We start from the raw sequence: 23,365 nt of genomic DNA on the forward strand, positions 1-23,365 counted from the left end.
CCGATTTTAATTTTTTCTAATTCGTGAATTCGTGGCTAAAAAACTTTATTTCAACAACCCAACTTTCTTTTTCCATTCTTCATAAAAAGGAGGATTGGTCAGCATTAAATTTCCATCTTTATCTAAAAAAACCTGAGTGGTTTCTCCTGTGCAGGCCACTTCTCCTTTTTCGTCAATAATTTTAAAACGGTAAATCATTTTTGCTGCTGGAGTGTCAACAACCGTTGTTTCAATTGTTACCACATCGCCATAACGCAAAGACAATTTATGTTCGCAAGTCGATTTTACAATTGGCGTGGTATAACCCGTTTTGGCAATATCCAAATACGTAAGTCCGTGCTGGCGCCCAAATGCTTCTCGTCCATCTTCAAAATACGTGATATAATTGCCATGCCAAACAATTCCAAGCGGATCTGTTTCGTTAAAACGAATCCTAATTTCATGTGTAACGGTTAGATCTGTAGCTTCTTTAAACTGCTCTTTTCTTTTTATCATAAAATAATGCGATGGAAGTGGTAATAATGAAAAACAAAAATAATAAACTTATTCTTGGTATGATTTCGACGAAAGAAACGTTTCTAAGTAATACATCGTAAAAAGCTTCTAATCCCCAGTTCATTGGAGAAGATTTTGCGATATATTGCATGATTTTTGGCATAGCAAAAACAGGAACCCAAACACCGCCAATCGCAGCTAAAATAATCACACTTGTCGCGCCAAAAGGAGCAGATTGTTCTTGCGTGCTGGCTACAGTTCCCAATAATATTCCGAATCCGATTGCTGCAAAACCTGAAAATAAGGCTACAACACTGGTCAAAAAGAAATGACCTTCAATATTTAAAGAAGGCAATCCGATTGATGGAAATAAGAAAACGGCAACGGCAACCATCATATAAAACTGAATCATGCAAATGATCGAGTAGGTGATGGTTTTTCCAATAATCACCACTAAATTAGAAACCGGATTGGTTCTTAATCGAACAAAAGTTCCCTGTGATTTTTCTTTTACAATATTGATCGATAACGGAATGACAATAAAAAAGATTGCAAAAAGCGTCCACGCTGGAACATTATGCTGAACCGAATTCGGACGAACTTCTTTGTTGTTGATTCTCGGAATTATTTCTTTGAAAGTGATAAAATTCTTTTGTTCAAAATCTATTGTTTCTTCTCCGAGTTGTTTTTGAAAAGTAGAATAAATCGATTTGGTTTCAATCTGCGAAATCATTTTGTCAATCGAACTCATAACGGCATTTTTGAAACTCATCTGAACCGCTGGATCAAAATACAGTTTTACTTCTTTTTCTTTAATGACGCGCTGGGGTTCGGCAGCTGTTGTACTATCGGTCAAACCTAAATTGCTGACGATTTTCTCTACATTCTGATTCACTTTTTCCTGTAAATCTGAACTTAAGTTTTCTGGAATTACAATTGCCAATTGAAATTTTCCTTTGTACACATTTTCTTTGGCAATTTCTTCGGTAATCGGTGTATTGTCAATTTGTGTTACAACAGTAAAATATTTGCTCTTTTCTAAATTTTCAAAAACAGTTTTAGAAACAGAACCTTTGTCATTATCGACCAAAAGTATCTGAAGTTTAGAATCGGTTACGGCTTTAAAAGTGCTGTCCTGAATTAAGGTTACGGCAATGACCAAAACCAAAGGCATGACAAATAAAATAATCAGTCCGCCTAAATCTCTTTTTAGCAAAAGGAATTCTTTTACTACCGACATCCAAATTTTATATATCATCTCTCAACGCTTTACCGGTTAATGAAATAAAAACATCTTCGAGATTTCGAGCATCTTTTGTAGATTCAATTAATGCCGACGGAGTGTCTTGCGCATAAATTTGTCCTTGGTCTAAAATTGCAATTTGCGAACAGAAATCTTCGGCTTCAGCCAAATGATGGGAGGTATAAATAATAGTCGTTCCGTTTTGGTTTAACACTTTCAAATAATCGATAATGGCAGTTTTAGAATGTACATCGACACCAACGGTTGGCTCATCCAAAAACAAAACTTTCGGATTATGCAGAATTCCTGCTATCAGGTTTACACGGCGTTTCATTCCGCCCGAGAAAGTTTGAACTTGTTTATCGGCAAATTTTAATAAACCCAAAAGATCTAGCGTTTCGATTACTTTATCTTTTAAATCAGAACCTTTCAAACCATACATACTTCCAAAATAAAGCAGATTTTCTCTGGCAGTTAAAGTGGGATACAAAGCATATTCTTGAGGAACAACGCCTATGATTTTTTTAATTTTTGAAGCCTGATGCTGATAGTCGAAACCATCAATGGTAAAATGCCCCGAAGTTGGTTTTACCAATCCGCAAAGCATGGAAATTAAGGTTGTTTTTCCGGCACCGTTTGGACCGAGCAAGCCAAAAATCTGACCTTCATTTATATTTAGCGAAACATTGTTCAAAGAATACATTTCTGCATTTTTGTACTTTTTCGAAAGGGATTCTATTTGAATGATAGACTGCAAAATAGTGTTTTTAGCTGATCGCTTTTTTTAGTTTTTTGAAAAAGATCTCTTCTCTATTGGCAATGTCCAAAAGTTCATCGGCAATAGTATTGTAGGCATCTTCTTTGGCACTTCTATTTTTGTAAATTCTTGAAGCTTCAACAGCAAAATCACGCCATGAATCTCCAATTTTGGTCATTTCTTTAGAAAGTGTTTTTAATTCTTCGTTATTCAAAATAACCGAAGCTTCCTGTAAAAATGCCGCATATATAAAACGGAAACCGCCGCCGCCAGTTCCAATTTCTTCTTGCATACGAACCATTTGCGCCAAATAATGATTGGCTTTTCTAACGCCATGTTTTGCAGGCCATTTTCGAATCTGGCGAGAAACCATTTTGATGCCGCGAACACCAACAATTGGCATTGGCGCAAGCATATCACGACATGTATTTTTGATTCCTTTAATGATGGCGCTTTTTAAATCAACTTCTTTTGGAATCTGAATTGGATAGTACATTTGTCCTCGAGGTGCAAAAGCTCCTTTGGCAAAACGTACTTTATTCATGTCTTCGTAAGTTAAAGTCGTAACGGTTTCCATTACAGGATCGCTCACTAAATATTCGGTTTCGGTTTTTCCGTAAACGACTAAATTGTGCGCGTTGAAATGAAAACGATATTCGTCAGGAAAATAACTTAAGTTGTAAACGCCAACTTGTAATCCAGTTGGGATATTATTTTTTAAATTTTCGTCTAAAGCTTTATTCGCATTTGCTATAGAAGAAAATTTTTGTCTTTTTATTTTTAAATTTAAACGGGTCGCAACTTTATTGAAAATCTGTCCAGGCAAAGTTCTGTAACTGATTGCTGGTGCATGATTCACTTTTATAAAAGGCAGATATACAAAAAACAACCCTGAGCCAATACCAAAAACCATCGGTTCGCTAATGTTTAGTCCGCTATTTTTTAGCAGATTTGACGCTACTCCATTCTCGCAATGAGCAGACTGATGATGTGTGAAAGTTAATTCCATTTATTTGGTAATGCTGTTTTTTAATTCTTCGATTGAAATTCCAAATGTATCGGCATATTTCTGTAAAATCTTATCGCTTAAAGTTGCGAAAACACTAGGTTTAAAATGTCTTTTTACGCGCCATTTCCAAAACCCGACGTAACTGGATAATATGTTAAGATCCATTTTATTGGCTTCCATAAAATACACAATCGGACTTACTTCGCCGTTTAAAACCTGCTGTTTCGCATCGGAAATTCTTTCGTTTATTTCGTCAATAGAATTTGAAAGTGCTATCGTTTTAGGTTCCCAGCCCGTACTTAATGTTGTGGTATAATTACCATTTTCATCTGTTGCGTACAAAAGTTCTTTAACGTTGTTTTTCGTTAAGTTACTTTGATCCTGAGGTACTTTATCTTTTTCCATTACCTAGTTATTATTTTCAAGTGGAATTGTTACGAAACCGAAATTGTTTTCTGAATAAACAAGTTAATTTCGCATTCTAAGAGTATCTGTTCTCCAAGTAAGCTTTTGCAGCTCATGGTACATAAAGTGTAGTCGTCTCCAGTAAATTTAGAAACCAAATCGGCTTTGGTTATGATAGAATCACCGACTTTTGGAAGCGCATGAATTTTTACGTTTTTTAAAGCGCTGATAAATCCAATTACATTTATGTTTTCATTTTCTATTCCGTTGTCGTCAAAAAAATATTTTTTTCCAACAATAGCCGAACAAGTCTGAGCGGTATTTTCGATTAGACCTGCTTCATTAAAAACACTATTCTGAACAAAAATATTGTCTTCTTTGATCAAGAATATAGTTTCTACAAAGTTGGCATCAATATCCAAAATCAAATCCACCATAAGCATTGGCGCTCGGTGCGGTAAATAATTTTGTATGTCAACAGCAGTAGCTTTCATTATGGTTTTTATTTTGCCAAAACAGTTTTCATTTGTCCTCTGGCAATTTCTTCATTGTTCAAAGTCGTCACAATATCGACCAAAGTGATTCCAGCAAATTCCTGTAGAATTGTTACTTCAGACTGAATGTTGTCGTTAACGTTTGGAAGTTTCTTAATTTCAATCTCTTTAATAGAACCGATATAGCCTGTTGGAGCAATTTCGTTTCTCAAAAAATATTGATATCCCGTATGCAATGCCACAGATTGTGCCATGTGTTCTATTAATCCAGCTTCAAGAAAAGTATTTTCAGCAACAAAAATATTATCGCGTTGAATTTCTAAACCAGCAACCAAAGAAGTTTCAGAATAAGATTGCATAGCATCTACCATCACAAAAGGGAACTTTTGCGGTAATAAACTTTCTACCATTTCTTTTTCTAGAAGTGCCATTGTTTCCATTAGCAAACAGTTAAATATGCATAAGCAAAAGAAAATCTTCCGCTTTCTGGAACAGATAATAAAATTTTATCTCCTTTTTTCAAATTCCCTGAATTCAATAATTCTTCAAGAGCTAGGTAAATAGAAGCAGAACCTACATTTCCAACTCGAGAAAGATTCATGAACCATTTGTCATCGCTCATTCCGATACCTTTTTCTGTCAATCCTTTTTTTAGTCCTTCAACAAAAAAGTTTGAAGAAACGTGAGGAATGAAATAAGTAATATCTTCCGATTTAATATTGTTTTTATCCATAGCGTCTTTCATGCTTTCAGCACCTTTTGACAGGATAAATTCATCTAATAATTTAACGTCTTGTTTTATTGAGAAAACAGATTCGTTTAGCCATTGTTCTGGAGAATAATCGCTCCAGCCTTTAATTTCTCCATTTTCCAATTTATCACCTCCCGCATACATGCAAGTTTCCAATTCGTACGCATACGAAAAAGCTTCCATCCATTCGATTTTTAGCGAAATAGGTCCTCTTGGTTTATTTTCTAATAAAAAAGCTCCAGCACCATCAGACAACATCCAACGAAGGAAATCTTTTTTGAACGCAATAATTGGCTGTTCTTCAAGGCTTTTTAAATTATCAGCCTCGTGATTGTATTTTTGGGCATTCAGCCAGGTAGAAACTTTTTCAGATCCTGTGCAGATTGCATTTTTTGAATTTCCAGATTTTATAGAAAGAAAGCCAAATTTAAGAGAGTTCATTCCGGCACAGCAAACTCCTGTTGAAGAGTTTAATTCCACGGATTTATTTTTTAAAAGACCGTGAACCATCGCAGCATGCGAAGGCAGAAAAATGTCGGGAGTTGAGGTCCCACATGAAAGTACTTCTACATCTTGAGGCGTAAAATTTTCGTCGAATAACGGTAAAATGGCATTTTTGGTTAATTCGGCATTGCTGTGAGTGCTTTTTCCTTCTTTATCAACAGCGTAATATCGGCTTGTAATTTTATTATTGCGCAAAATAATACGTCTTGCTTTAGAAGCAGTATCATTGATAAGGCCTAGATAGGCTTCCATTTCGTCATTTGAAACGGCTTCGTTTGGCAAATATTTTGCAGCTTTTGTAATATATACTTCAAACATAATTTAAATTTCGTCTTCTAAACTCCCTGATAATATTGAGTTTCCTTTTTTATAGTTTTTAACTTAAGCGGATAGGTAATAAGGTGCAATATATACACTATTGGTGAAATTAACCATATCGCAAGGAATAAATAAACATTAAATACTTTAAGCAGCTGTTTTCGTTTTTTTTGATTTTTATAAATGATGTTTGACCATTTATTGAAAATTTTATTGGCCGTTTTGTCGACAGTCACTAAGTACGAACTTATTTTTACAGCACCGGCATCGACCAATTTTGGCTGTAATTGTGCTAAATTATCTTTTTGTAAAGAATCAAGCATGATTTCTCCAAACTGACTCGATTCTTGTATGTCTTTTTCTGAAACTCCCGGAAGCGGAAAAATACCTAAATATTTTTTCTTAACTCCAGAAAACATCCATTCTACGATGGTAATAACGCTGATTAAATTTCCAACGCGATCAACCAAAGCTACATTTCCAACCAAATTGGCATTGGCTTTTCTAAGCAAAACTTTGATTTTTTCCTGAGCCATAATCCACATGTTTCTAGAACCGCTGATAGTGATGACAGGTGTATGGTTTAAAATTTTCTTGGCATCTTCGCTTTTCAAAAATGAATTAATCGGAATGGAAGGCGATAAATACCAAACCTGATAATGAAATAGTATTAAGTCAAACTTTGTGTTTAAAATTTCTTCTGGAACAGGTTTCAATGCAGTTGGAATCTGTAAAAAGGATTCTGGAAATGCATCAAAAAACGAATCTTTGTTCCAAGGAAATGGGAACGGTTTTTCTAATTGTATTTCGTGAAATGTGAGATTTATTTCTTCTGAATTTAGAAATGGTTTCGCAATATTTCTTGCAATAGATTCCAATTGTCCAGATTGAGAATAATAAATTACGAGAACATTTTTCATTAGGTTTTTTGGCTTTGGTGGTTCGCAAAAGTAAGTAAATTTATTTAAACGAATTTTCTTATTTCGACCAATGACATAGAATTCTCAATTTTTTGATTTATTGAAAAAAACTAAACCGAAAAGTGTTTGTTTGATGCTATTTTGGCAATGAATTTTTGTTTTCTAACTGGTTCCAAAAATCAAAATAATTGAACCATTGTAAAGGATATTGATGAAGAATGCTTTCTACGCTTTTTACATATTCTTTCAAAAGTGCTTTCTCGTCACGATGTTTTACTTCGGCTTCTCTTGCGTACAAATGATAATGAAGATTTGGCTCTTTCATAACGTAAACAAAAACTACTGGAACTTTTAATCGTGAAGCAATTAAAAATGGTCCGGCAGGAAAATTGGCTTCTTTGCCAAGCAGGTTTTCAGAAAGCGATTTAGTTCCTTCAAAATAACGGTCGCCAGTAAAGCAGATTAATTCATTATTGGCCAAAGCGGCATTGATCTCAAAAATGTGAGAGAGATCTTCTTTAATAATGATAAATTTTACGGTTGGCTTTTGAGAAACGCTTTCTAGATAATTCTTAATGGCAGAATGTTCTAAATCTGTAGTCACTAAATTTATCTGGAAATTAAGGTCGATGTCTCCCAGAAAATGTTCTGCAATTTCAAAATTGCCAACATGTGCACTGATTAAAACGCCGCCTTTTTTCTCGGCAAGTAATTTTTTGAGTGTTTCTATTCCGTCAAATTCGTAGGTAAATTTGTTTCGCATTCCAGCAGAAATAGAAACTTTATCAATAATGGTTTGTCCAAAAGTATAATAGCTTTTGAAAACCATTTTTTTGGATTTGAAATAGGGGTATTGAAGCCTTTCTTTAAAATAATAGAAAATGGCTCTGTTGCTTTTTCTTAGAAATAAAAAATAATAAGAAGCAACAAAATAAAGTAAGACATAAGCAGCTTTTACACCCGCTTTTTGAATTAAAAAAACGAATATTTTATAACCTAATACAGTTCCTTTGGATTTACCATCCCATTGACTCATTTAAGCTGATTTGGCTTTGATTTTAGTTTCGATTAAGTCATAAAAACTTTGAAAATCAGAAATTCCAACAAAATCTGCTTCAACTAGTTTTACACCAAAGTTTGCCTCTATTGAAACGACTAAGTCAACATAATCCAGACTGTCTAACCCAAGTGTATCTTTTAAATTAGCATTTGGTTCAATGTCGTCATTATCAACTTCAAATTCATCAACTAAAAAACCATTAATTTTTGCTATAATCTCTTCTTTATTCATTGTTCAATTTAAACTTTTTAACCACCAACGCAGAGTTGGTTCCTCCGAAACCGAAAGAATTGGACAAAAATATGTCAAATTTTTTGTTTAACGTAGTTTTAACTAAATTTAATTTTGACGCATCTTCATCTGGGTTTTCCAAATTGATGTTCGGTGCGATAAAATCGTGCTGCATCATTAAGATAGAATAAATGATTTCGCTAGCTCCTGCCATCCAGCATTCGTGGCCTGTCATGGATTTTGTAGAGCTCACAGGAGGATTTTTTTCTCCAAAAACTTCAAAAATGGCTTTTGCTTCGTTTGCATCTCCAACAGGTGTTGAGGTTGCATGAGCATTTATATATTCAATATCTGAAGCTTCTAATTTGGCATCGTCAAGTGCACGTTTCATTGCTGTGGCTGGTCCTTCAACATTTGGTGTTGAGATGTGACCTCCGTTTGATGAAAATCCGTAACCGCCAATTTCAGCGATAATATTAGCACCGCGCGCAATAGCAGATTCGTAACTTTCTAAAATTAAAGTTGCGCCGCCACCACTCGGAATTAATCCGTCGCGACCAATGTCAAAAGGTCTTGAGGCTTTTGTAGGATCGCCTTCTCTATTAGAAAAAACACCTAATCCGTCAAAACTGCTCATCGCATATTTATTGATTTCTTGTGCACCGCCAGTAATGACAATATCTTGAAATCCGCTTTTAATTAAAAAATAAGCCAAACCAATTGAGTGAGAACCGCTGGCACAAGCTGCACTCACAGTAAGATTGATACCGCGAAGTTTGAAAATCGTAGAAAGATTCATCGTAACTGTAGAATTCATCGATTTAAAAATGGCACCAGAACCAATTAGAGCGGTGTCTTTTTTCTCGCGTACAATATCTGTTGCGTCAATGATGGCTTTAGAAACAGAGTCGTTTCCGTACATAATACCTACTTCGCGTTCGTCAAAAAAGGCATCGTCAATGTTAGCGTTTTTTAAAGCTTCTATAGTGGCCATATAAGCATATTCGGTTTCTTCACCGATGCTCATACGTTGTCTGCGCGTCAATAAATTTTTAAGATCGGCTTTCGGAACCATTCCTGTTAAGGCCGACTGGAAACCAAATTCTTTACGTTCAGAATCAAACTGAATACCAGATTTTCCTTCGTATAACGAATCTTTTACTTCGTCTAAAGAAGTTCCGATACAAGAATAAATTCCCATTCCAGTAATTACAACTCGTCTATTCATCGTCTTTCAAAAGTAATTTTTTATCCTTAAAGTGTAATTTTTTTTAATCTTGCCGCAAAGGCACAAAGGCACTAAGTTTTTTTAAAGTCTTTTTGCTTAAACTTTGCGACTTTGCGAGCAATTTTCTATGTTTAAAAATCTTAAAATAATCTCGCAAACATAGTATTCTTTAAGAATATATTCCGCCGTTAATATTGATAATTTCTCCTGTAATATAGCTTGCTTTTTTAGAAATCAAAAAGCTTACCAAATCTGCAACTTCTTCGGCTTCGCCAAAACGGTTTACCGGAATTAGCTTTAATAATTCTTTTTCGTCCAGCTGACTTGTCATATCGGTTCTGATAAAACCTGGAGCAACAGCATTTACAGTAATATTTCTTTTGGCAACTTCTTGAGCCAAAGCTTTAGTCGCTGCTACAATGGCACCTTTTGCAGCCGAATAATTGGCTTGTCCTGCAGTTCCTTTTACTCCAGAAACAGAAACCATATTTACAATTCGGCCGTATTTATTGCGTAACATTTTTTGAATAAAAAACTGTGTAACATTAAAGAAACCATTTACGCTTGTATTCATAACGCCGTTCCAGTCTTCTGGTGTCATCCACATAAAAAGACCGTCTTTTGTGATTCCAGCATTGTTAACAATTGCCTCAACCAATTTTTCAGGATTTGCTTCCTGCCAAGCAGTTAAAACATTTTGTACGTTTTCAAAATTAGAAACATCAAAACCTAAGATTTCTCCTGTTCCGCCTAATTTTTGTACTTCTTGTAATGTTTCTTCAGCAGCTGTTTTATTCGAATGATAATTAATCAGAATATGATAATCGGATTCTACGGCTAGTTTTTTACAAATAGCACTTCCAATTCCTCTCGAACCGCCTGTTACTAATACACATTTCATTTAATGTAGGTTTTATTTTTATTCGTCATAAATGAAACCGCTTTATAGAATGCGATTTCATTTATGCAAATTTCTAATTTATTTGGAGATAAATATTATTTCTTTTTTTTCGGTGCTGGTTTTGCAGCTGTTTTTTTTGCTACCGGTTTAGTTTCTTCTTTTGGTTTTTCAGCAGGAGCTGCAACAGGTTGAGGTTTTTCTGCACTTTTAGAAAACAATTCTGCATTTTCAAACCATTGGTTGGCTAAAACTGTTCCGTCAGGTTTAAGAAATCCCCATTTTCCTTCGTTTTTTACTCTGGCTACACCACCAATAAATCCTTTATCTTGTTGTGTAAACATTGCGATAATAGCATTTGTAGTGATACCGTATTGAGTTGGAATTACCAATTTTCCAGATTCATTTATGAATCCCCAGTTGCTTTCTTTTACTGGAGCAAGTCCGTTTGTGCTGAAAACTTCTGCATCGTTGTAAGTTGGTTCAATTACAAATTTTCCTTCTGGATTAATGAATCCCCATTTTTTTCCAACAAGAACAGGAGCAAGGTTTTTTGAGAAAGCTTTTCCTTTATCATAAATAGGAAGAATGGCCCAATTTCCTTTTAAATCGATGTAACCGATTTTTCCGTTCTTTTTAGCGAAAGTCAAATCCTGAGTTTCGAAATCCCAGATTTTTTCAGCTCCATCAACGGGAATAAATTTTCCTCCACTTACCAATCCGACAGTTTTATCTTTTCTTGCCCAAGTTGTGCCTTTAAAATAATTTCCAACTTCGGCATAAACTGGTTCAACCAATTCTTTTCCGTTAGTATCAATAATTCCCCAGTTTTTGTTTAGTTCCACTCTGGCATAACCATTTTCAAAAGGCTTGATCTGATCATATTTTGGTTCTAAAACAATAGTCATTTTGTTGTTGATTAACCCAACTTTATTGTTTTGTCTGAAGAAAGCAACGCCGTCATTAAAATCAAATACTTTATCAGAAGCTGGTGCTTTTTGGATTTCTCCTTTTGTATTAATATAAACCCAATCTTTGTCTTTTTGTACAACTGCGATTCCGCTGTTAAAATCTTTAGCATCTTTAAAATCGGCTGGAATTACCCAGCTTCCTTTTGAATCGATAAATCCCCATTTTCCGCCATTTTCCACAGCAGCTAAACCTTCAGAGAAACTTCTGGCAGATTTATATTGAGGTTCAATTTTAAAAGATCCATCTTTAGACAGATATCCAATTTTAGAATTTTTTTTAACTAATGCTAATTCTTGGCTATTAACAAATTGAATGCAACCAAGCAATAAAAAAACAAATGACTTTTTCATGATTTTAAGATTCAATATTAATACTGTAAAATAAAGATTTTTAACTGTTGATTAAATAATCTTTTACTTTTTGAACAAAAGGATACATTACTTGATCTTCCTTAAATTCTGGAATTATATTTCTGATATCGTCATACCATTTTTTAGTCGTTGACGAAATTTGATCTTTCTGTTTCAAATAATCAATTGCCTGAACAATTGTGATTAATTCGATCGCTAAAACTTCAAATGAGTTTTCAATTACTTTTGATGTAATTACCGCCGCGTTTGTTCCCATACTTACAATGTCTTGATTGTCATTGTTGTTCGGAATACTGTGCACGTACATCGGGTTTGATAACATTTGATTTTCGGCAGTTGTTGAAGTTGCCACGAACTGAACGCCTTGCATTCCGAAATTGAACCCTAATGTTCCTAAGTTTACAAATGGAGGCAAAATTTCGTTGATTTTTGAATTCAATAAATAATTCAATTGACGCTCTGCCAGCATCGTTAATTTTGTAATAACTATTTTTAGTTTATCCATTTCTAGAGAAATGTAATCTCCGTGGAAATTTCCTCCGTGGTAAACGTGTTTGTTTTTTACGTCGATAATTGGATTGTCGTTTGCCGAGTTAAATTCGTCTTCCAGAATAGAAGCAACATTATTGATAGTCTCTAAAACTGGCCCCAGAATTTGAGGAACGCAACGTAATGAATAATATTCCTGAACTTTTTCTTTGAAGATTTCTTCTGTGTTTTCTCCAGAATATAAATGGTCTTCTCTTTTACGGATCAACGTACTATCAGAAAGATTTTGTCTCATTCTTTCCGCGACTTCCTGCTGTCCTTTATGACGTTTGGTTTGGTTTAATTCTTCTGAGAAATGATCATCATAAGCTTGAACCAATTCGTTAATTGCACAAGAAGCTTTTAACGACCAGTCTAATAATTTTTTAGCATAATGAACATTTACCACTCCAATTCCTGTCATTACAGAAGTTCCGTTGATTAATGCCAGACCTTCTCTAATTTCTACTTGAATTGGTTTTAAACCTTCAATTTCGAAAACTTCTGCAGTTGAACGTCTTTCACCTTTATAAAAAACTTCGCCTTCGCCAATTAAAACTAAAGCTAAGTGTGACAATTGTACTAAATCTCCGCTGGCACCAACACCGCCGTGTTCAAAAATTAAAGGCGTAATATCTCGATTGATTAATTCTGCCATTAAGTGAATAACAGAAGAATGAACACCTGAATTTCCTAAAGAAAGCGTATTTAATCTTGCCAGAATCGCTGCTTTTGCGCACTCAGCGTTCAAAGGTTTTCCTGTTCCAGAAGAATGGCTTCTAATTAAATTGTATTGCAATTGAATTTGATCTGACTCCTTAATTCTATATTGAGCCATTGGACCAAATCCTGTATTTACTCCGTAGATTACTTTATTTCCTGAGAATTCTTTTAAGAAATTAAAACTTTCGTTTACTCGATTTAAAACCACATCGCTTATGGCAACTTTGTTTTTTCCAAAGATTATGGCTTCAAATTCTGCTAAACTTAGATATTCATTTATTGTATTCATCAAATCGTTTTTGGTTGCGCTAATTTAATTTTATTTATCAAAATAAATGTAGTTATTTTGATGATGGCAAATGTAGGTTAATTAATGATAATAATTCTAATATGACAAAGGAGTTTGTTGATGTTTTAGTGATTGGTGCAGGACCGTCCGGATGTGTTTCGGCATCGTATCTTTTTAAGAACAACGTAAAGGTTAAAGTTGTAGAAAAAACAAAGTTTCCGAGACTTGTTGTAGGCGAAAGCCTTATTCCTCGTGTAATGGATCATTTTGCTGAAGCAGAATTGTTTGACGCTCTTGACGCGATGAACTTCGAAAAGAAATTAGGAGCTCGTTTTATCAGAGGAGAAGAAATCTGCAATTTTGATTTCAGCGTAAAATTTGGCGAAGGATGGGATTGGACTTGGCAGGTTCCAAGAGCTGATTTTGACAATACAATGGCTCAAGAAATTATAAGAAAAGGAATTGACTTAGAATTTGAAACTGAAGTTTTGGAAGTTTCTTTTGAAGGAAAAAATTCGAAAACTATTGTAAAAGATAAAGACGGAAACCTAAAAGAAATCCACGCTAAATTTATCATCGATTCTAGCGGATACGGACGTGTTTTGCCAAGACTTTTAGATCTGGATACGCCTTCAAAATTAGATCCGCATTCTTCGATTTTTACCCATGTTAAAGATATTAATAGAGAAGAAGGTGTCGAGGGAACTCAAATTTCGTTTGATATTCTAGAAACTGAAGTTTGGCTTTGGGTAATTCCTTTCTCGAACGGAAATACAAGTTTGGGTGTTGTTGGTCCAACAGATTTCATCAATTCACTTTCTGAGAATAAAGATAATGCTGAGGCTTTGCGAAATGCCATTCAGAAATCGGATTATTATATTAAAAGATTTGCTGGAACAGAATTTCTATTTGAGCCAGTTAAATTAGAAAACTACTCACGAGCTGTAAAAAGAATGTACGGTGACGGTTTTGCGTTAACAGGAAATAGTTCTGAATTTTTAGATCCAGTTTTCTCGTCAGGTGTAGCTTTTGCAACTGAATCTGGAATGTTGGCTGCAAAATTATATTTGAAAGAATCACAAGGAATTCCGGTAGATTGGGAAGTGGAATTTACGCAATACATGAAACGCGGAATTGCCGTTTTCACCACTTATGTTCAAGAATGGTACACAGGAAATCTACAAACATTATTTTTCCACCAGCCAGAAAACCCAGAAGTAAAAGAAAAAATATGTGCGGTTTTAGCAGGTTATGTTTGGAATGAAGAAAATTCGTTTGTCAAAAAACATGATCACGTAATAGCTAATATGGCATATTTATTGAATATGCAAAAAGAACAAAGCCCTGAATAAATCAGGGCTTTTTTTATTCATTCCGTAGGAATGTCTCGTCGGTAGAACGCGAAATTTGAATTGCGATAATACGTTCCGTAGGAACGTTTGATTAATTGATTGGGAATATTATTTCCGTAAATCAAATGTCCTTACAGGACATAATACAAACGACAATATTTTTTTTCTACCAATCAGATATTCCTAACGGAATATTTTTTTACAATCCAAAAATCTTATCCATTAAAATCCATTTTTGTCCCGGTTTTGCCCACGGTAAAGCTTGCTGGAATTTCCACATTAAAGTTTCCCATTCCTGAACTTTTTCGTTTGCTGCGTCGGCTTGATCTTTCTTTTCGAAAGTAAAATCAGCATCTGCTTCGATGATCATGAACAATCGATTTCCTGTGCAGTAAATATCCAAAACTTCAATTCCAGAATCTTGAATGCTTTTTTTAATTTCTGGCCAGACATTTTCATGCAGTTCTTTGTATTCTGCAATTAAATCTGCATCATCTTTTAAGTCTAATGCCAGATAGAATTTTTGAGTTGCCATAATTTTAGTTTTGTTGATAAGCTACAGCAGTTTGCTTGCTTGTACCTAAACCTTCAATTCCTAATTCGATTACGTCGCCTGCTTTAATGTAAATTGGATCTGGTTTGATTCCTAATCCAACTCCCGGAGGTGTTCCTGTACTGATTACATCACCAGGAAGCAAAGTCATAAACTGACTTAAATAATGAACTAAGAATGGAATTTTAAAAATCAAGTTTGAAGTATTACTGTTTTGGAACGTTTTTCCGTTTACAGTAAGCCACATTTTTAGATTATTTACATCGCCAACTTCGTCTGGAGTTGCCATAATTGGTCCAAGAGGAGCGAAGGTATCAGAACCTTTTCCTTTTGCCCATTGTCCACCTCTTTCGATTTGGAATGCTCTTTCGCTGTAATCATTCAAAAGGCAATATCCCGCGATGTAGTTTGGTGCATCTTCTTCAGAAACGTAGCTAGCTTTTTTACCTACAACAAATGCCAATTCTACTTCCCAGTCTGTTTTTTCACTGTTTTTTGGAATAATCAAATTGTCATTTGGTCCGCATAAAGAAGTCGTTGATTTAAAGAAAATGATTGGTTCTTCTGGAATTGCAGCACCTGTTTCTTCGCAGTGATCCACATAATTTAATCCGATGCAGATAATTTTTGAAGGACGTGCAACAGGCGAACCTAAACGAACTGAATCGCTAACTTCTGGTAAAGATGGATTGTTTTTTAAAGCTTCTTCTAATTTTGCTAAACCGTCGTTTTCAAAAAAAGCTTCGTTGTAATCTGTTACAATAGACGAAACATCGTATCTTTTTTCATTTAGTAAAACACCTGGTTTTTCCTTTCCTTCTTCTCCGAATCTAATAAGTTTCATATTTTAATTTTTTTAGTAATGTGTATGTTTTTTTGCCACGAATTCACGAATTTTTACAAATCATAATTTGTGAAATTCGCGGTTTTTTTAATTCGCGCAGATTTCACAGATTTTTTAATCTTTTTAATTCGTGAATTCGTGGCTAATTTTTTTAGTTATTCAATTTAATAAATCCACCATCAATTGGGTAATCTGAACCTGTGATGAAAGAAGACTCATCGCTGCATAAGAATAAAGCTAAAGTTGCAATTTCTTCAGGTTTTCCCATACGTCCGATAGGTTGTGATTGAGATAATTTTTCGAAAATTTCTTCTTCTTTTCCAGGATAATTTTTAGCAATAAATCCGTCAACGAAAGGGGTGTGAACTCTCGCAGGAGAAATAGAATTACATCTGATTTTATCATTTAAATAATCTTTAGCAACCGATAAAGTCATTGCCATAACTGCTCCTTTTGCCGTAGAATAAGCAAAACGATCTGGAATTCCAACCCAGCAAGCAATCGAAGCTAAGTTCAAAATAACACCTCCGCCAGAATTTCTTAGCGCCGGAATCGAAGCGTGAAGACAGTTGTAAACTCCTTTTACGTTTACATTCATGATACGGTCAAAATCAGATTCAGAAGTTGTGTCTACTTTTCCAACGTGAGCAATTCCGGCGTTGTTTACTAGAATATTAATATTTCCAATTTTATCGAAAGTCGTTTTAACTTGTTCGTGATTTGAAACATCGCAAGCGTGAGCAAAAACAGTTCCTCCAGCAGATTTTATTTCTTCAACCGTTTCTTTTGCGCTTTCTTCTGTTAATTCTAAAACGTGAACTTCTGCACCTTGTTTAGCAAATAAAACCGAAATCGCTCTTCCAATTCCGCTTCCACCGCCTGTGATAATTGCTTTTTTATTTTGTAATGAAAACATTTGATATAAATTTTATGAGTTGTTTTTTAATAGTCTTTTACAAAGATACGCCGCGTTTCCACGGAATAAAATCGTCTTGGTTTAATTGAACCGCTTTCGGAATAATTTCGCCGCTTGCCGCTTTGATGCAATATTCTAAAATTTCCTCGCCCATTTCTTCAATAGATTTTTCACCACTAATAATTGGTCCGCAGTCAATATCGATAATATCTTTCATTCTAGTTGCCAAAACTGAGTTTGTCGCCACTTTAATTACAGGACAAACTGGGTTTCCTGTCGGAGTTCCCAATCCAGTTGTAAACAAAATTAAAGTTGCTCCAGAAGCTGCTTTTCCAGTTGTTGCTTCTACGTCATTTCCTGGCGTACAAACCAAACTTAAACCTGGTTTTGTAACCAGTTCGGTATAATCTAAAACATCAACAACAGGAGATGTACCGCCTTTTTTGGCTGCTCCGGCACTTTTGATCGCATCCGTAATTAACCCGTCTTTGATGTTTCCCGGAGAAGGATTCATGTGGAAACCAGAACCTACTTTATGCGCTAGTTCATCATAAGATTCCATTAAATCGATGAATTTTCTAGCCTTATCTTCCGTTATACATCTGTCAATTAAGTTTTGCTCTGCTCCGCACAATTCTGGGAATTCAGCCAAAAGAATTTTTCCGCCTAAAGCGACAACCAAATCAGAAGTATAACCAACAGCAGGATTTGCAGAAACACCACTGAAACCATCGCTTCCGCCACATTTTACACCAATACATAAATCGCTCAAAGGAGCATCAGTTCTTTCGTATTTGTTGATTTCAATTAAACCTTCAAAAGTCTTTTTGATGGCATTTGTAATTAGAACTTCTTCGCTTTCTGTTTGCTGCTGTTCAAAAATAAACAACGGTTTATCGAAATCTGGGTTTTGTCTTTTTACATCATTTACAAAATCCTGAACTTGCAAATGCTGGCATCCTAAACTCAAAAGCGTAATTCCGCCAACGTTTGGATGATTCGCATAAGAAGCCAATAAAGCGCTCAAAGTAGAAGCATCCTGACGTGTTCCGCCACATCCACCTTGATGATTTAAGAATTTAATTCCGTCCACATTTTCAAAAACGCGTTTGTTTTTTGGAGTCGGATTTAATTCAATATTGATATCGTTAATGTCATTTCCGTTCAAATAACCTTCCAGCAACTCGTGCGTAAATTGATTGTATTTGTCCGTTACAGCATAACCCAATTGTTTGTGTAAGGCTTCTTTGATTACATCAAGATTTCTGTTTTCACAAAATACAGTTGGAACAAAAAGCCAGTAATTTGCTGTTCCAACACGTCCGTCTTTTCTTTTGTAACCTTTAAAAGTTCTGTTTTCAAATTTAGAAACATCAGGTGCATTCCATTCGTAAGAAGCATTTCTGTATGCGTATGGATCTGCAGCATGTTTTAGGTTTTCGGTCGTCATTAAACTTCCTTTAGCCACATCATTTTGCACTTTTCCAACCAAAACACCATACATATTTACTTCTTCTCCCTGCTTCATGTCTTGCATGTAGAATTTATGTTTGGCTTTGATAAGGTCTTGTAAAACGTAATTTTCGTTTTCAAAATGAATGGTTTCGCCTTTTTGAAGATCGGTTAAGGCAACCAATACATTATCGTCTGGATGCAGTTTTACAACCAGTTTTTTTGTGTTATTCTCAGACATTGTGTTGTTTGTTTTTTTCTTTTTTTGATGTCACTGCTTTCATTCTATAACATTTTAATCTTCTGATTTTCTATAGAATTCGGGCAGTTAACGAAAAATAAAATTAGTCTTTTTACATATTCCTTAATAGTCTAATATTGTCCGTGTATAATCTTTAATTATCTTTGCGATATGAAATTGGAACAAACAAAAATAACGTCTTATCTCAACACGAAAGTTTCAGTGCTAAATCGTATCGAAGCTTTTTTTCAAGCGCCGTTTCATTCGCATCCGGAATTGGAATTGGTGTACGTAAAAGAGAGTTATGGAAAGCGAATTATCGGAAATTCGGTAATGCCGTTTGAGCCTGGAGACATGGTTTTTTTAGGTTCTGATATTCCGCACGTTTGGCTGAATGATGAGAAATATTATCAGGGAATTGAGGATTTAAGAGCCAATTCGATTGTCGTATATTTTCATAAAGATATTTTTGGACCGACTTTTTACGAATTAAAAGAAACCCAAAAAATAAATGAACTCTTTTTTCAGGCTGGGAAAGGCATTTCAATTATAGGAAAAACCAATAAACAGATTGCGAAAAAACTGGAGAAATTAGTTGCTAAAAAAGATTTCGAAGTGATTGTCGGACTTTTTGAAATTTTGTCTATTCTTTCCGATAGTCAGGATAAGATTTATATTAATGACGAGATTTATTCTTTAATGCAAAAAGATTCGAAAGTAGATCGTCTTTCGGAGGTTTTTCAATACGTCAATAAAAATTATAAAAAGAATATTTCCTTAGAAGAAATTGCCGCTGTCGCGAATATGACTCGGACTTCTTTTTGCAGAATGTTCAGAATTAAGACAAAGAAAAATTTTGTGGATTATCTGCATGAAATCAGAATATCGAATGCTTGTAAATTATTATTAGAAACCGATAAAAGTATGTCTGAAATTGCGTATGAATGCGGTTATAAAACGGCTTCAAACTTCAATAAACTTTTTAAAAAGTGTAAAGGAATAACGCCAACGGAGTTTAAGAGCAATGTAGATATTCAGTACCAAAACAATTAATTGCATATTAGACAATTTTCCTCATTAGAAAATTTAGTAGTAGCGCACCATGTTTTTGATGAAACTACATAAGCGTCTCTCTTTGGATCAATTGTTTTTATTTTTTTGGCTAAATCTTTTGCATCTTGATAAGAACTATTTACAGGTATTACTGTAGTGTAAAAATTTCGTTTTTTGTAAATAACAGCATTTGAACTTATGTTTTCTTTTGCCCATTCTAATTCTGGAGTAGCGCTTTTAACACTGAGATCGGCTCCCAAAATAACGAGATAAGATGTGTTTTCAACAGCATTTAAGTTAGAAAGGATTTTTTGTTTTTGAGCTTCATCCGTTTCAAGGCTTACTAATTCTTCTTTTGTCGGAAGTTGACTTTTGTTCGTTATAGAAAGTGTTTTAGCCTTAGAAGTTTCATTTAGATTCACCAATTTTGCTTTTTCGCCTTCTAAGTATAAAGTGTATTTTTCCCAACCGTCTCTTAGGTCTCCTTTTGGAGTTACAGATGCAAAAAATTTACAAAAATTTATTTTCTTATCTATTGTCCCAGTTGTATCAATTACATAAGGTATGTATTCATTAAACGCGACCATTTCACTTTTATCGTAATCAAGTTCTTTAAAATAATCTGATACAATGTTGACTATTATCGTGGCTACGGTTGTAATAATAGCGATTTTAAATACGTCTATAATTTTATCTATTCCTTCGTTTTCAACGGTTTTATTTTTAATTAACAGCGTAATATAAATAGTTCCGAATACTAAAACAAGGATGAAAAATATATTTAACAACAACGAAATCTTTATAATATCCATGGTGATATCGATTTAAATTCTACATCTATTTTAGAGTAAAAATAAAAAAATATCTTCGTTAGTTTTAGGGGATAAATCCCTGTTTTTTAATTTGTTGTAAAAAAATGCCACGAATTTATAATTCGAGAAAATTAGCGTAATTCGTGGCAAAAAGATTTTTAGATTGATCGATCTAAATGAGTGTAACCTCCGTCTACATAAATAATCTGTCCAGTTGTATGGCTTGATTTTTCAGACAATAAGAAAACCACCATATTCGCGATTTCTTCAGCAGTTGTCATTCTGTTTTCTAATGGAATATTTTTAGTGATTGCCGCTAGTTTTTCTTCTTTATTTTCAAAAGTGTTAATCCAGGTTTCGTAAAGCGGAGTGTAACATTCAGCTACAATTACGGCGTTTACACGAATGCTGTATTTTAATAATTCAACCGCCCATTCTCTAGTTAAAGCATTTCTTCCTCCGTTTGAAGCAGCATAGGCTGAGGTTCCGCCTTGACCCGTTTCGGCAGTTTTAGAACCAATGTTTACAATGGCTCCTTTCGATTCCTTTAGATACGGAAGTGCATGCTGTGCCATTAAATAATAATGAACTAAGTTTTTGTGAAGCGAAGCAGCGAAATCTTCATAATTTCCGTTCTCTAATCCAACACCATCATTAACTCCGGCATTGTTTACCAATCCGTCAATTCTTCCGAATTTTGCGATTATGGCTTCAACGGCTTTTTTGCAGTCTTCAGGTTTTGTTAAATCAGCAGCAACTTGGTGCGCTTCTTTTCCAATGGCTTTTAATTCTTCTACGGCTTTGATGTTATCATTTTCGTTACGTCCAACGATAAACGGAATTGCATTTTCTTCGGCTAAAACCTTAACGATTCCTAATCCGATTCCTTTTGCGCCTCCCGTAACGATAATGATTTTTTGTGTTAATGATAACTGCATGGTATTTATGTATTATAATTTATTGCTAATATATTTTTTAAACACATAGAATCATAGCTTTTCTTTGTCTAAAAAAGGCATTTCATTTATCTAAAATTCATCCCGAAACTTCGGGACTATGTGTTCAAATCTAGATTTGTTTTTTTCTCTTTCGTATATATTAAAAAAATCTATGTTTCTATGTGTTAGAATATTTTTTAAAAATTTACAGCTGTTGTTCATGACAAACAACAGCTGTAAAAATAGAGAGAATAGAACTGATAATTTATTACCAGAACTTAACATAAAGCGCAGCAATAATCAATAACGTAATAACGATTAAGACTGTTGTTTGCGGTTTAACTTTAAACATTTCAGAATCAATTTCAAATGCTTTAGGGTTTACTTTCGGACCAGCAAAACTTATAAGAATCATGGCAATCATTGTGAATAAGAATGATAATCCCATACAAATGTGGAAAGGAATTTCAAAAGCTCCTTTTCCATTATTGTAAGCTGTATATAAAAGTGTGTCGTTTCCAAATAAAGCTGGAGCGTATTCGTTGAATAAAACAGATAATAAGAATCCTAAGATTACCCCAACGATTGCTGCTGTTCCAGTAGTTCTTTTCCAGAACATACCTAAGAAGAACATTGCAAAAACTCCAGGGCTAATGAATCCAGTGTATTTTTGGATGTAAGTAAATCCTCCAACACCACCAATTCCTAAAACATCATTCCATGTAAATAAAACAGCTAAAAGCATTGCAACAAAAACGGCAATACGACCAATGTTTACTTGTTGTTTTTCACCAGCTTCTTTTTGAATGTATTTTTTATGAACATCTAAAGTATAGATTGTAGAAATACTGTTTACTTTTCCAGCTAAAGACGCTACGATCGCAGCTGTTAAAGCGGCAACAGAAAGACCTTTTAATCCAGTTGGAAGGAATGTTAATATAGCAGAATATGCCTCATCTTTTACTCCTCCTTCTAATTGAGGTAAATGTCCGTTTGTATATAAAACATAAGCAGCTATACCAGGAAGCATTACGATAAGTGGCATTAATAATTTTAACATACCAGCAAACAAAATACCTGTACGAGCCGTTTGTAAATCTGCTCCAAGTGCTCTTTGCGTAATGTATTGGTTACATCCCCAGTAGTTTAAGTTGATGATCCAGATACCAGCAGCGTAAGATAACAATCCAGGGAAAGTTAAATATTTATCGATTTCAAGTTGAGAAGACGTTGCAGTTGGTTTCGGAATAATCATTTTGAAATGTTCTGGAGCCTGCTGCATTAAAACTTTGAAACCGGCAATTGCATTTTGGCCAACACCAAAAGCTTCTGCAACTGTTGTTAAAGCAATATAAGAAGTTACCAAACCTCCAATAATTAATACAGCCACCTGAATAACATCTGTATAAGCTACAACTTTCATTCCTCCAAGAGAAATAAATAAAGCAAAAATAGCTAATCCAAGCATGATTACGTGAAGATATTCTCCGCCAGCAAGTTTGTTAATTGCAACTGCTCCTAAGTATAGGATAGAAGTTAAGTTTACAAAAACGTACAAAAACAACCAGAAAACCGCCATAATCAAAGCAGTAGATTCGTTGTAACGTGTTTTTAAGAATTGTGGCATAGTGTAAATCTTATTTTTAAGATATACAGGGATAAACCACACAGCAACAATAATAAGGGCAACGGCAGCAAGCCACTCGTAAGCAGCAACTGCGATTCCTAAGAAGAAACCTTCACCGCTCATTCCGATGAATTGTTCTGCAGAGATGTTAGAAGCAATAAGAGAAGCTCCAATTGCCCACCAAGTTAAATTTCCTTCAGCCAAAAAGTAAGCTTTAGCATCATGTTCGTCCTGTTTACGTTTGCGGTAAACGGTGTAACCGTAGACAGAGACTACGATAAAATAAATAATAAAAACCGCATAATCTGCGAAAGCGAGGTTTTGGTTCATTGTTAGTAGTATTTTAAATAATTATTATAAGGTTGTTTGTTTATTTGGTTT

24 protein-coding genes are annotated in these 23,365 nt (G+C 34.6%); 2 read left to right on the top strand and 22 right to left on the bottom strand.

Annotated features, from left to right (window positions below):
- Positions 1-45: 45 nt before the first annotated feature.
- The 15 genes from OD917_RS12250 to hutH all read right to left on the bottom strand — a co-directional run bounded on the left by OD917_RS12250 (position 46) and on the right by hutH (position 13,196).
- Positions 46-495: an acyl-CoA thioesterase gene (locus OD917_RS12250; protein WP_263523793.1), complete on the bottom strand. Its 450-nt coding sequence runs from the start codon at positions 493-495 to the stop codon at positions 46-48.
- Complete coding sequence (locus tag OD917_RS12255) at positions 470-1,753, bottom strand: ABC transporter permease (RefSeq protein WP_263523794.1); 1,284 nt, start codon at positions 1,751-1,753, stop codon at positions 470-472. The genes OD917_RS12250 and OD917_RS12255 overlap by 26 nt, the downstream gene beginning before the upstream one ends.
- Positions 1,743-2,441 carry an ABC transporter ATP-binding protein gene (locus OD917_RS12260; protein ID WP_263524576.1) on the bottom strand — a complete coding sequence of 233 codons (699 nt, stop codon included), beginning with the start codon at positions 2,439-2,441 and terminating at the stop codon, positions 1,743-1,745. Before OD917_RS12260 ends, OD917_RS12255 begins: the two co-directional genes overlap by 11 nt.
- 64 nt (positions 2,442-2,505) lie before the next feature.
- Positions 2,506-3,504: a BtrH N-terminal domain-containing protein gene (locus tag OD917_RS12265; RefSeq protein ID WP_263523795.1), complete on the bottom strand. Its 999-nt coding sequence runs from the start codon at positions 3,502-3,504 to the stop codon at positions 2,506-2,508.
- A complete protein-coding gene (locus OD917_RS12270) occupies positions 3,505-3,909 on the bottom strand; it encodes a hypothetical protein (protein WP_263523796.1) in 405 nt (134 codons plus the stop codon).
- A gap of 29 nt (positions 3,910-3,938) precedes the next feature.
- A complete protein-coding gene (locus OD917_RS12275; RefSeq protein ID WP_263523797.1) occupies positions 3,939-4,403 on the bottom strand; it encodes an ABC transporter permease in 465 nt (154 codons plus the stop codon).
- An 8-nt stretch (positions 4,404-4,411) separates the two neighbouring features.
- The gene (locus OD917_RS12280) at positions 4,412-4,843 is read right to left on the bottom strand and encodes a hypothetical protein (protein ID WP_263523798.1); all 432 of its coding nucleotides are present in this window, start codon (positions 4,841-4,843) and stop codon (positions 4,412-4,414) included.
- Positions 4,843-5,976 carry a beta-ketoacyl-ACP synthase III gene (locus OD917_RS12285; protein ID WP_263523799.1) on the bottom strand — a complete coding sequence of 378 codons (1,134 nt, stop codon included), beginning with the start codon at positions 5,974-5,976 and terminating at the stop codon, positions 4,843-4,845. Before OD917_RS12285 ends, OD917_RS12280 begins: the two co-directional genes overlap by 1 nt.
- A 17-nt stretch (positions 5,977-5,993) precedes the next feature.
- Entirely contained in the window at positions 5,994-6,896 is a 903-nt protein-coding gene (locus tag OD917_RS12290) for a dialkylrecorsinol condensing enzyme DarA (RefSeq protein ID WP_263523800.1), read from the bottom strand.
- A 136-nt stretch (positions 6,897-7,032) separates the two neighbouring features.
- Positions 7,033-7,932: a lipid A biosynthesis acyltransferase gene (locus tag OD917_RS12295; RefSeq protein ID WP_263523801.1), complete on the bottom strand. Its 900-nt coding sequence runs from the start codon at positions 7,930-7,932 to the stop codon at positions 7,033-7,035.
- Positions 7,933-8,187, bottom strand: a complete 255-nt coding sequence (locus tag OD917_RS12300; RefSeq protein ID WP_008465907.1) for an acyl carrier protein — start codon at positions 8,185-8,187, stop codon at positions 7,933-7,935.
- Positions 8,180-9,415, bottom strand: a complete 1,236-nt coding sequence (locus OD917_RS12305; RefSeq protein ID WP_263523802.1) for a beta-ketoacyl-[acyl-carrier-protein] synthase family protein — start codon at positions 9,413-9,415, stop codon at positions 8,180-8,182. The genes OD917_RS12300 and OD917_RS12305 overlap by 8 nt, the downstream gene beginning before the upstream one ends.
- 169 nt (positions 9,416-9,584) lie before the next feature.
- A complete protein-coding gene (gene fabG, locus OD917_RS12310; RefSeq protein ID WP_263523803.1) occupies positions 9,585-10,316 on the bottom strand; it encodes a 3-oxoacyl-ACP reductase FabG in 732 nt (243 codons plus the stop codon).
- Between the two features lie 95 nt (positions 10,317-10,411).
- Positions 10,412-11,635 (bottom strand): WG repeat-containing protein, encoded by a 1,224-nt coding sequence (locus tag OD917_RS12315; protein WP_263523804.1) that lies wholly within the window; start codon positions 11,633-11,635, stop codon positions 10,412-10,414.
- 40 nt (positions 11,636-11,675) lie between these two features.
- Positions 11,676-13,196 (bottom strand): histidine ammonia-lyase, encoded by a 1,521-nt coding sequence (gene hutH / locus OD917_RS12320; protein WP_129745862.1) that lies wholly within the window; start codon positions 13,194-13,196, stop codon positions 11,676-11,678.
- Positions 13,197-13,297: 101 nt separating this feature from the next.
- Between hutH and OD917_RS12325 the strand changes: the two genes are divergently transcribed.
- On the top strand, positions 13,298-14,548 hold the full coding sequence (locus OD917_RS12325; RefSeq protein WP_129745863.1) for an NAD(P)/FAD-dependent oxidoreductase: 1,251 nt from the start codon (positions 13,298-13,300) through the stop codon (positions 14,546-14,548).
- A 199-nt stretch (positions 14,549-14,747) separates the two neighbouring features.
- Here OD917_RS12325 and OD917_RS12330 read toward each other — a convergent pair whose 3' ends face one another.
- The 4 genes from OD917_RS12330 to OD917_RS12345 all read right to left on the bottom strand — a co-directional run bounded on the left by OD917_RS12330 (position 14,748) and on the right by OD917_RS12345 (position 18,554).
- Entirely contained in the window at positions 14,748-15,083 is a 336-nt protein-coding gene (locus OD917_RS12330) for an L-rhamnose mutarotase (protein WP_263523805.1), read from the bottom strand.
- Positions 15,084-15,087: 4 nt separating this feature from the next.
- A complete protein-coding gene (locus tag OD917_RS12335; RefSeq protein WP_263523806.1) occupies positions 15,088-15,945 on the bottom strand; it encodes a fumarylacetoacetate hydrolase family protein in 858 nt (285 codons plus the stop codon).
- A gap of 151 nt (positions 15,946-16,096) precedes the next feature.
- Positions 16,097-16,861, bottom strand: coding sequence for an SDR family NAD(P)-dependent oxidoreductase (locus OD917_RS12340; RefSeq protein ID WP_263523807.1), 765 nt, complete (start codon positions 16,859-16,861; stop codon positions 16,097-16,099).
- Positions 16,862-16,898: 37 nt separating this feature from the next.
- A complete protein-coding gene (locus OD917_RS12345; protein WP_263523808.1) occupies positions 16,899-18,554 on the bottom strand; it encodes a UxaA family hydrolase in 1,656 nt (551 codons plus the stop codon).
- 171 nt (positions 18,555-18,725) lie between these two features.
- On the opposite strand from OD917_RS12345, the gene OD917_RS12350 reads away from it, so the two are divergent.
- A complete protein-coding gene (locus OD917_RS12350) occupies positions 18,726-19,607 on the top strand; it encodes an AraC family transcriptional regulator (RefSeq protein WP_263523809.1) in 882 nt (293 codons plus the stop codon).
- Here OD917_RS12350 and OD917_RS12355 read toward each other — a convergent pair.
- The 3 genes from OD917_RS12355 to OD917_RS12365 form a co-directional block, all read right to left on the bottom strand.
- Positions 19,604-20,419 carry a hypothetical protein gene (locus OD917_RS12355; protein WP_263523810.1) on the bottom strand — a complete coding sequence of 272 codons (816 nt, stop codon included), beginning with the start codon at positions 20,417-20,419 and terminating at the stop codon, positions 19,604-19,606. The two genes, OD917_RS12350 and OD917_RS12355, sit on opposite strands and share 4 nt — an antisense overlap.
- A gap of 158 nt (positions 20,420-20,577) precedes the next feature.
- Complete coding sequence (locus OD917_RS12360; RefSeq protein WP_144216225.1) at positions 20,578-21,357, bottom strand: SDR family oxidoreductase; 780 nt, start codon at positions 21,355-21,357, stop codon at positions 20,578-20,580.
- A gap of 268 nt (positions 21,358-21,625) precedes the next feature.
- A complete protein-coding gene (locus OD917_RS12365; RefSeq protein ID WP_263523811.1) occupies positions 21,626-23,314 on the bottom strand; it encodes a sodium/sugar symporter in 1,689 nt (562 codons plus the stop codon).
- Between the last annotated feature and the right edge of the window lie 51 nt (positions 23,315-23,365).

This window comes from Flavobacterium sp. SH_e (assembly GCF_025717045.1).
Taxonomy (GTDB): Bacteria; Bacteroidota; Bacteroidia; order Flavobacteriales; family Flavobacteriaceae; genus Flavobacterium.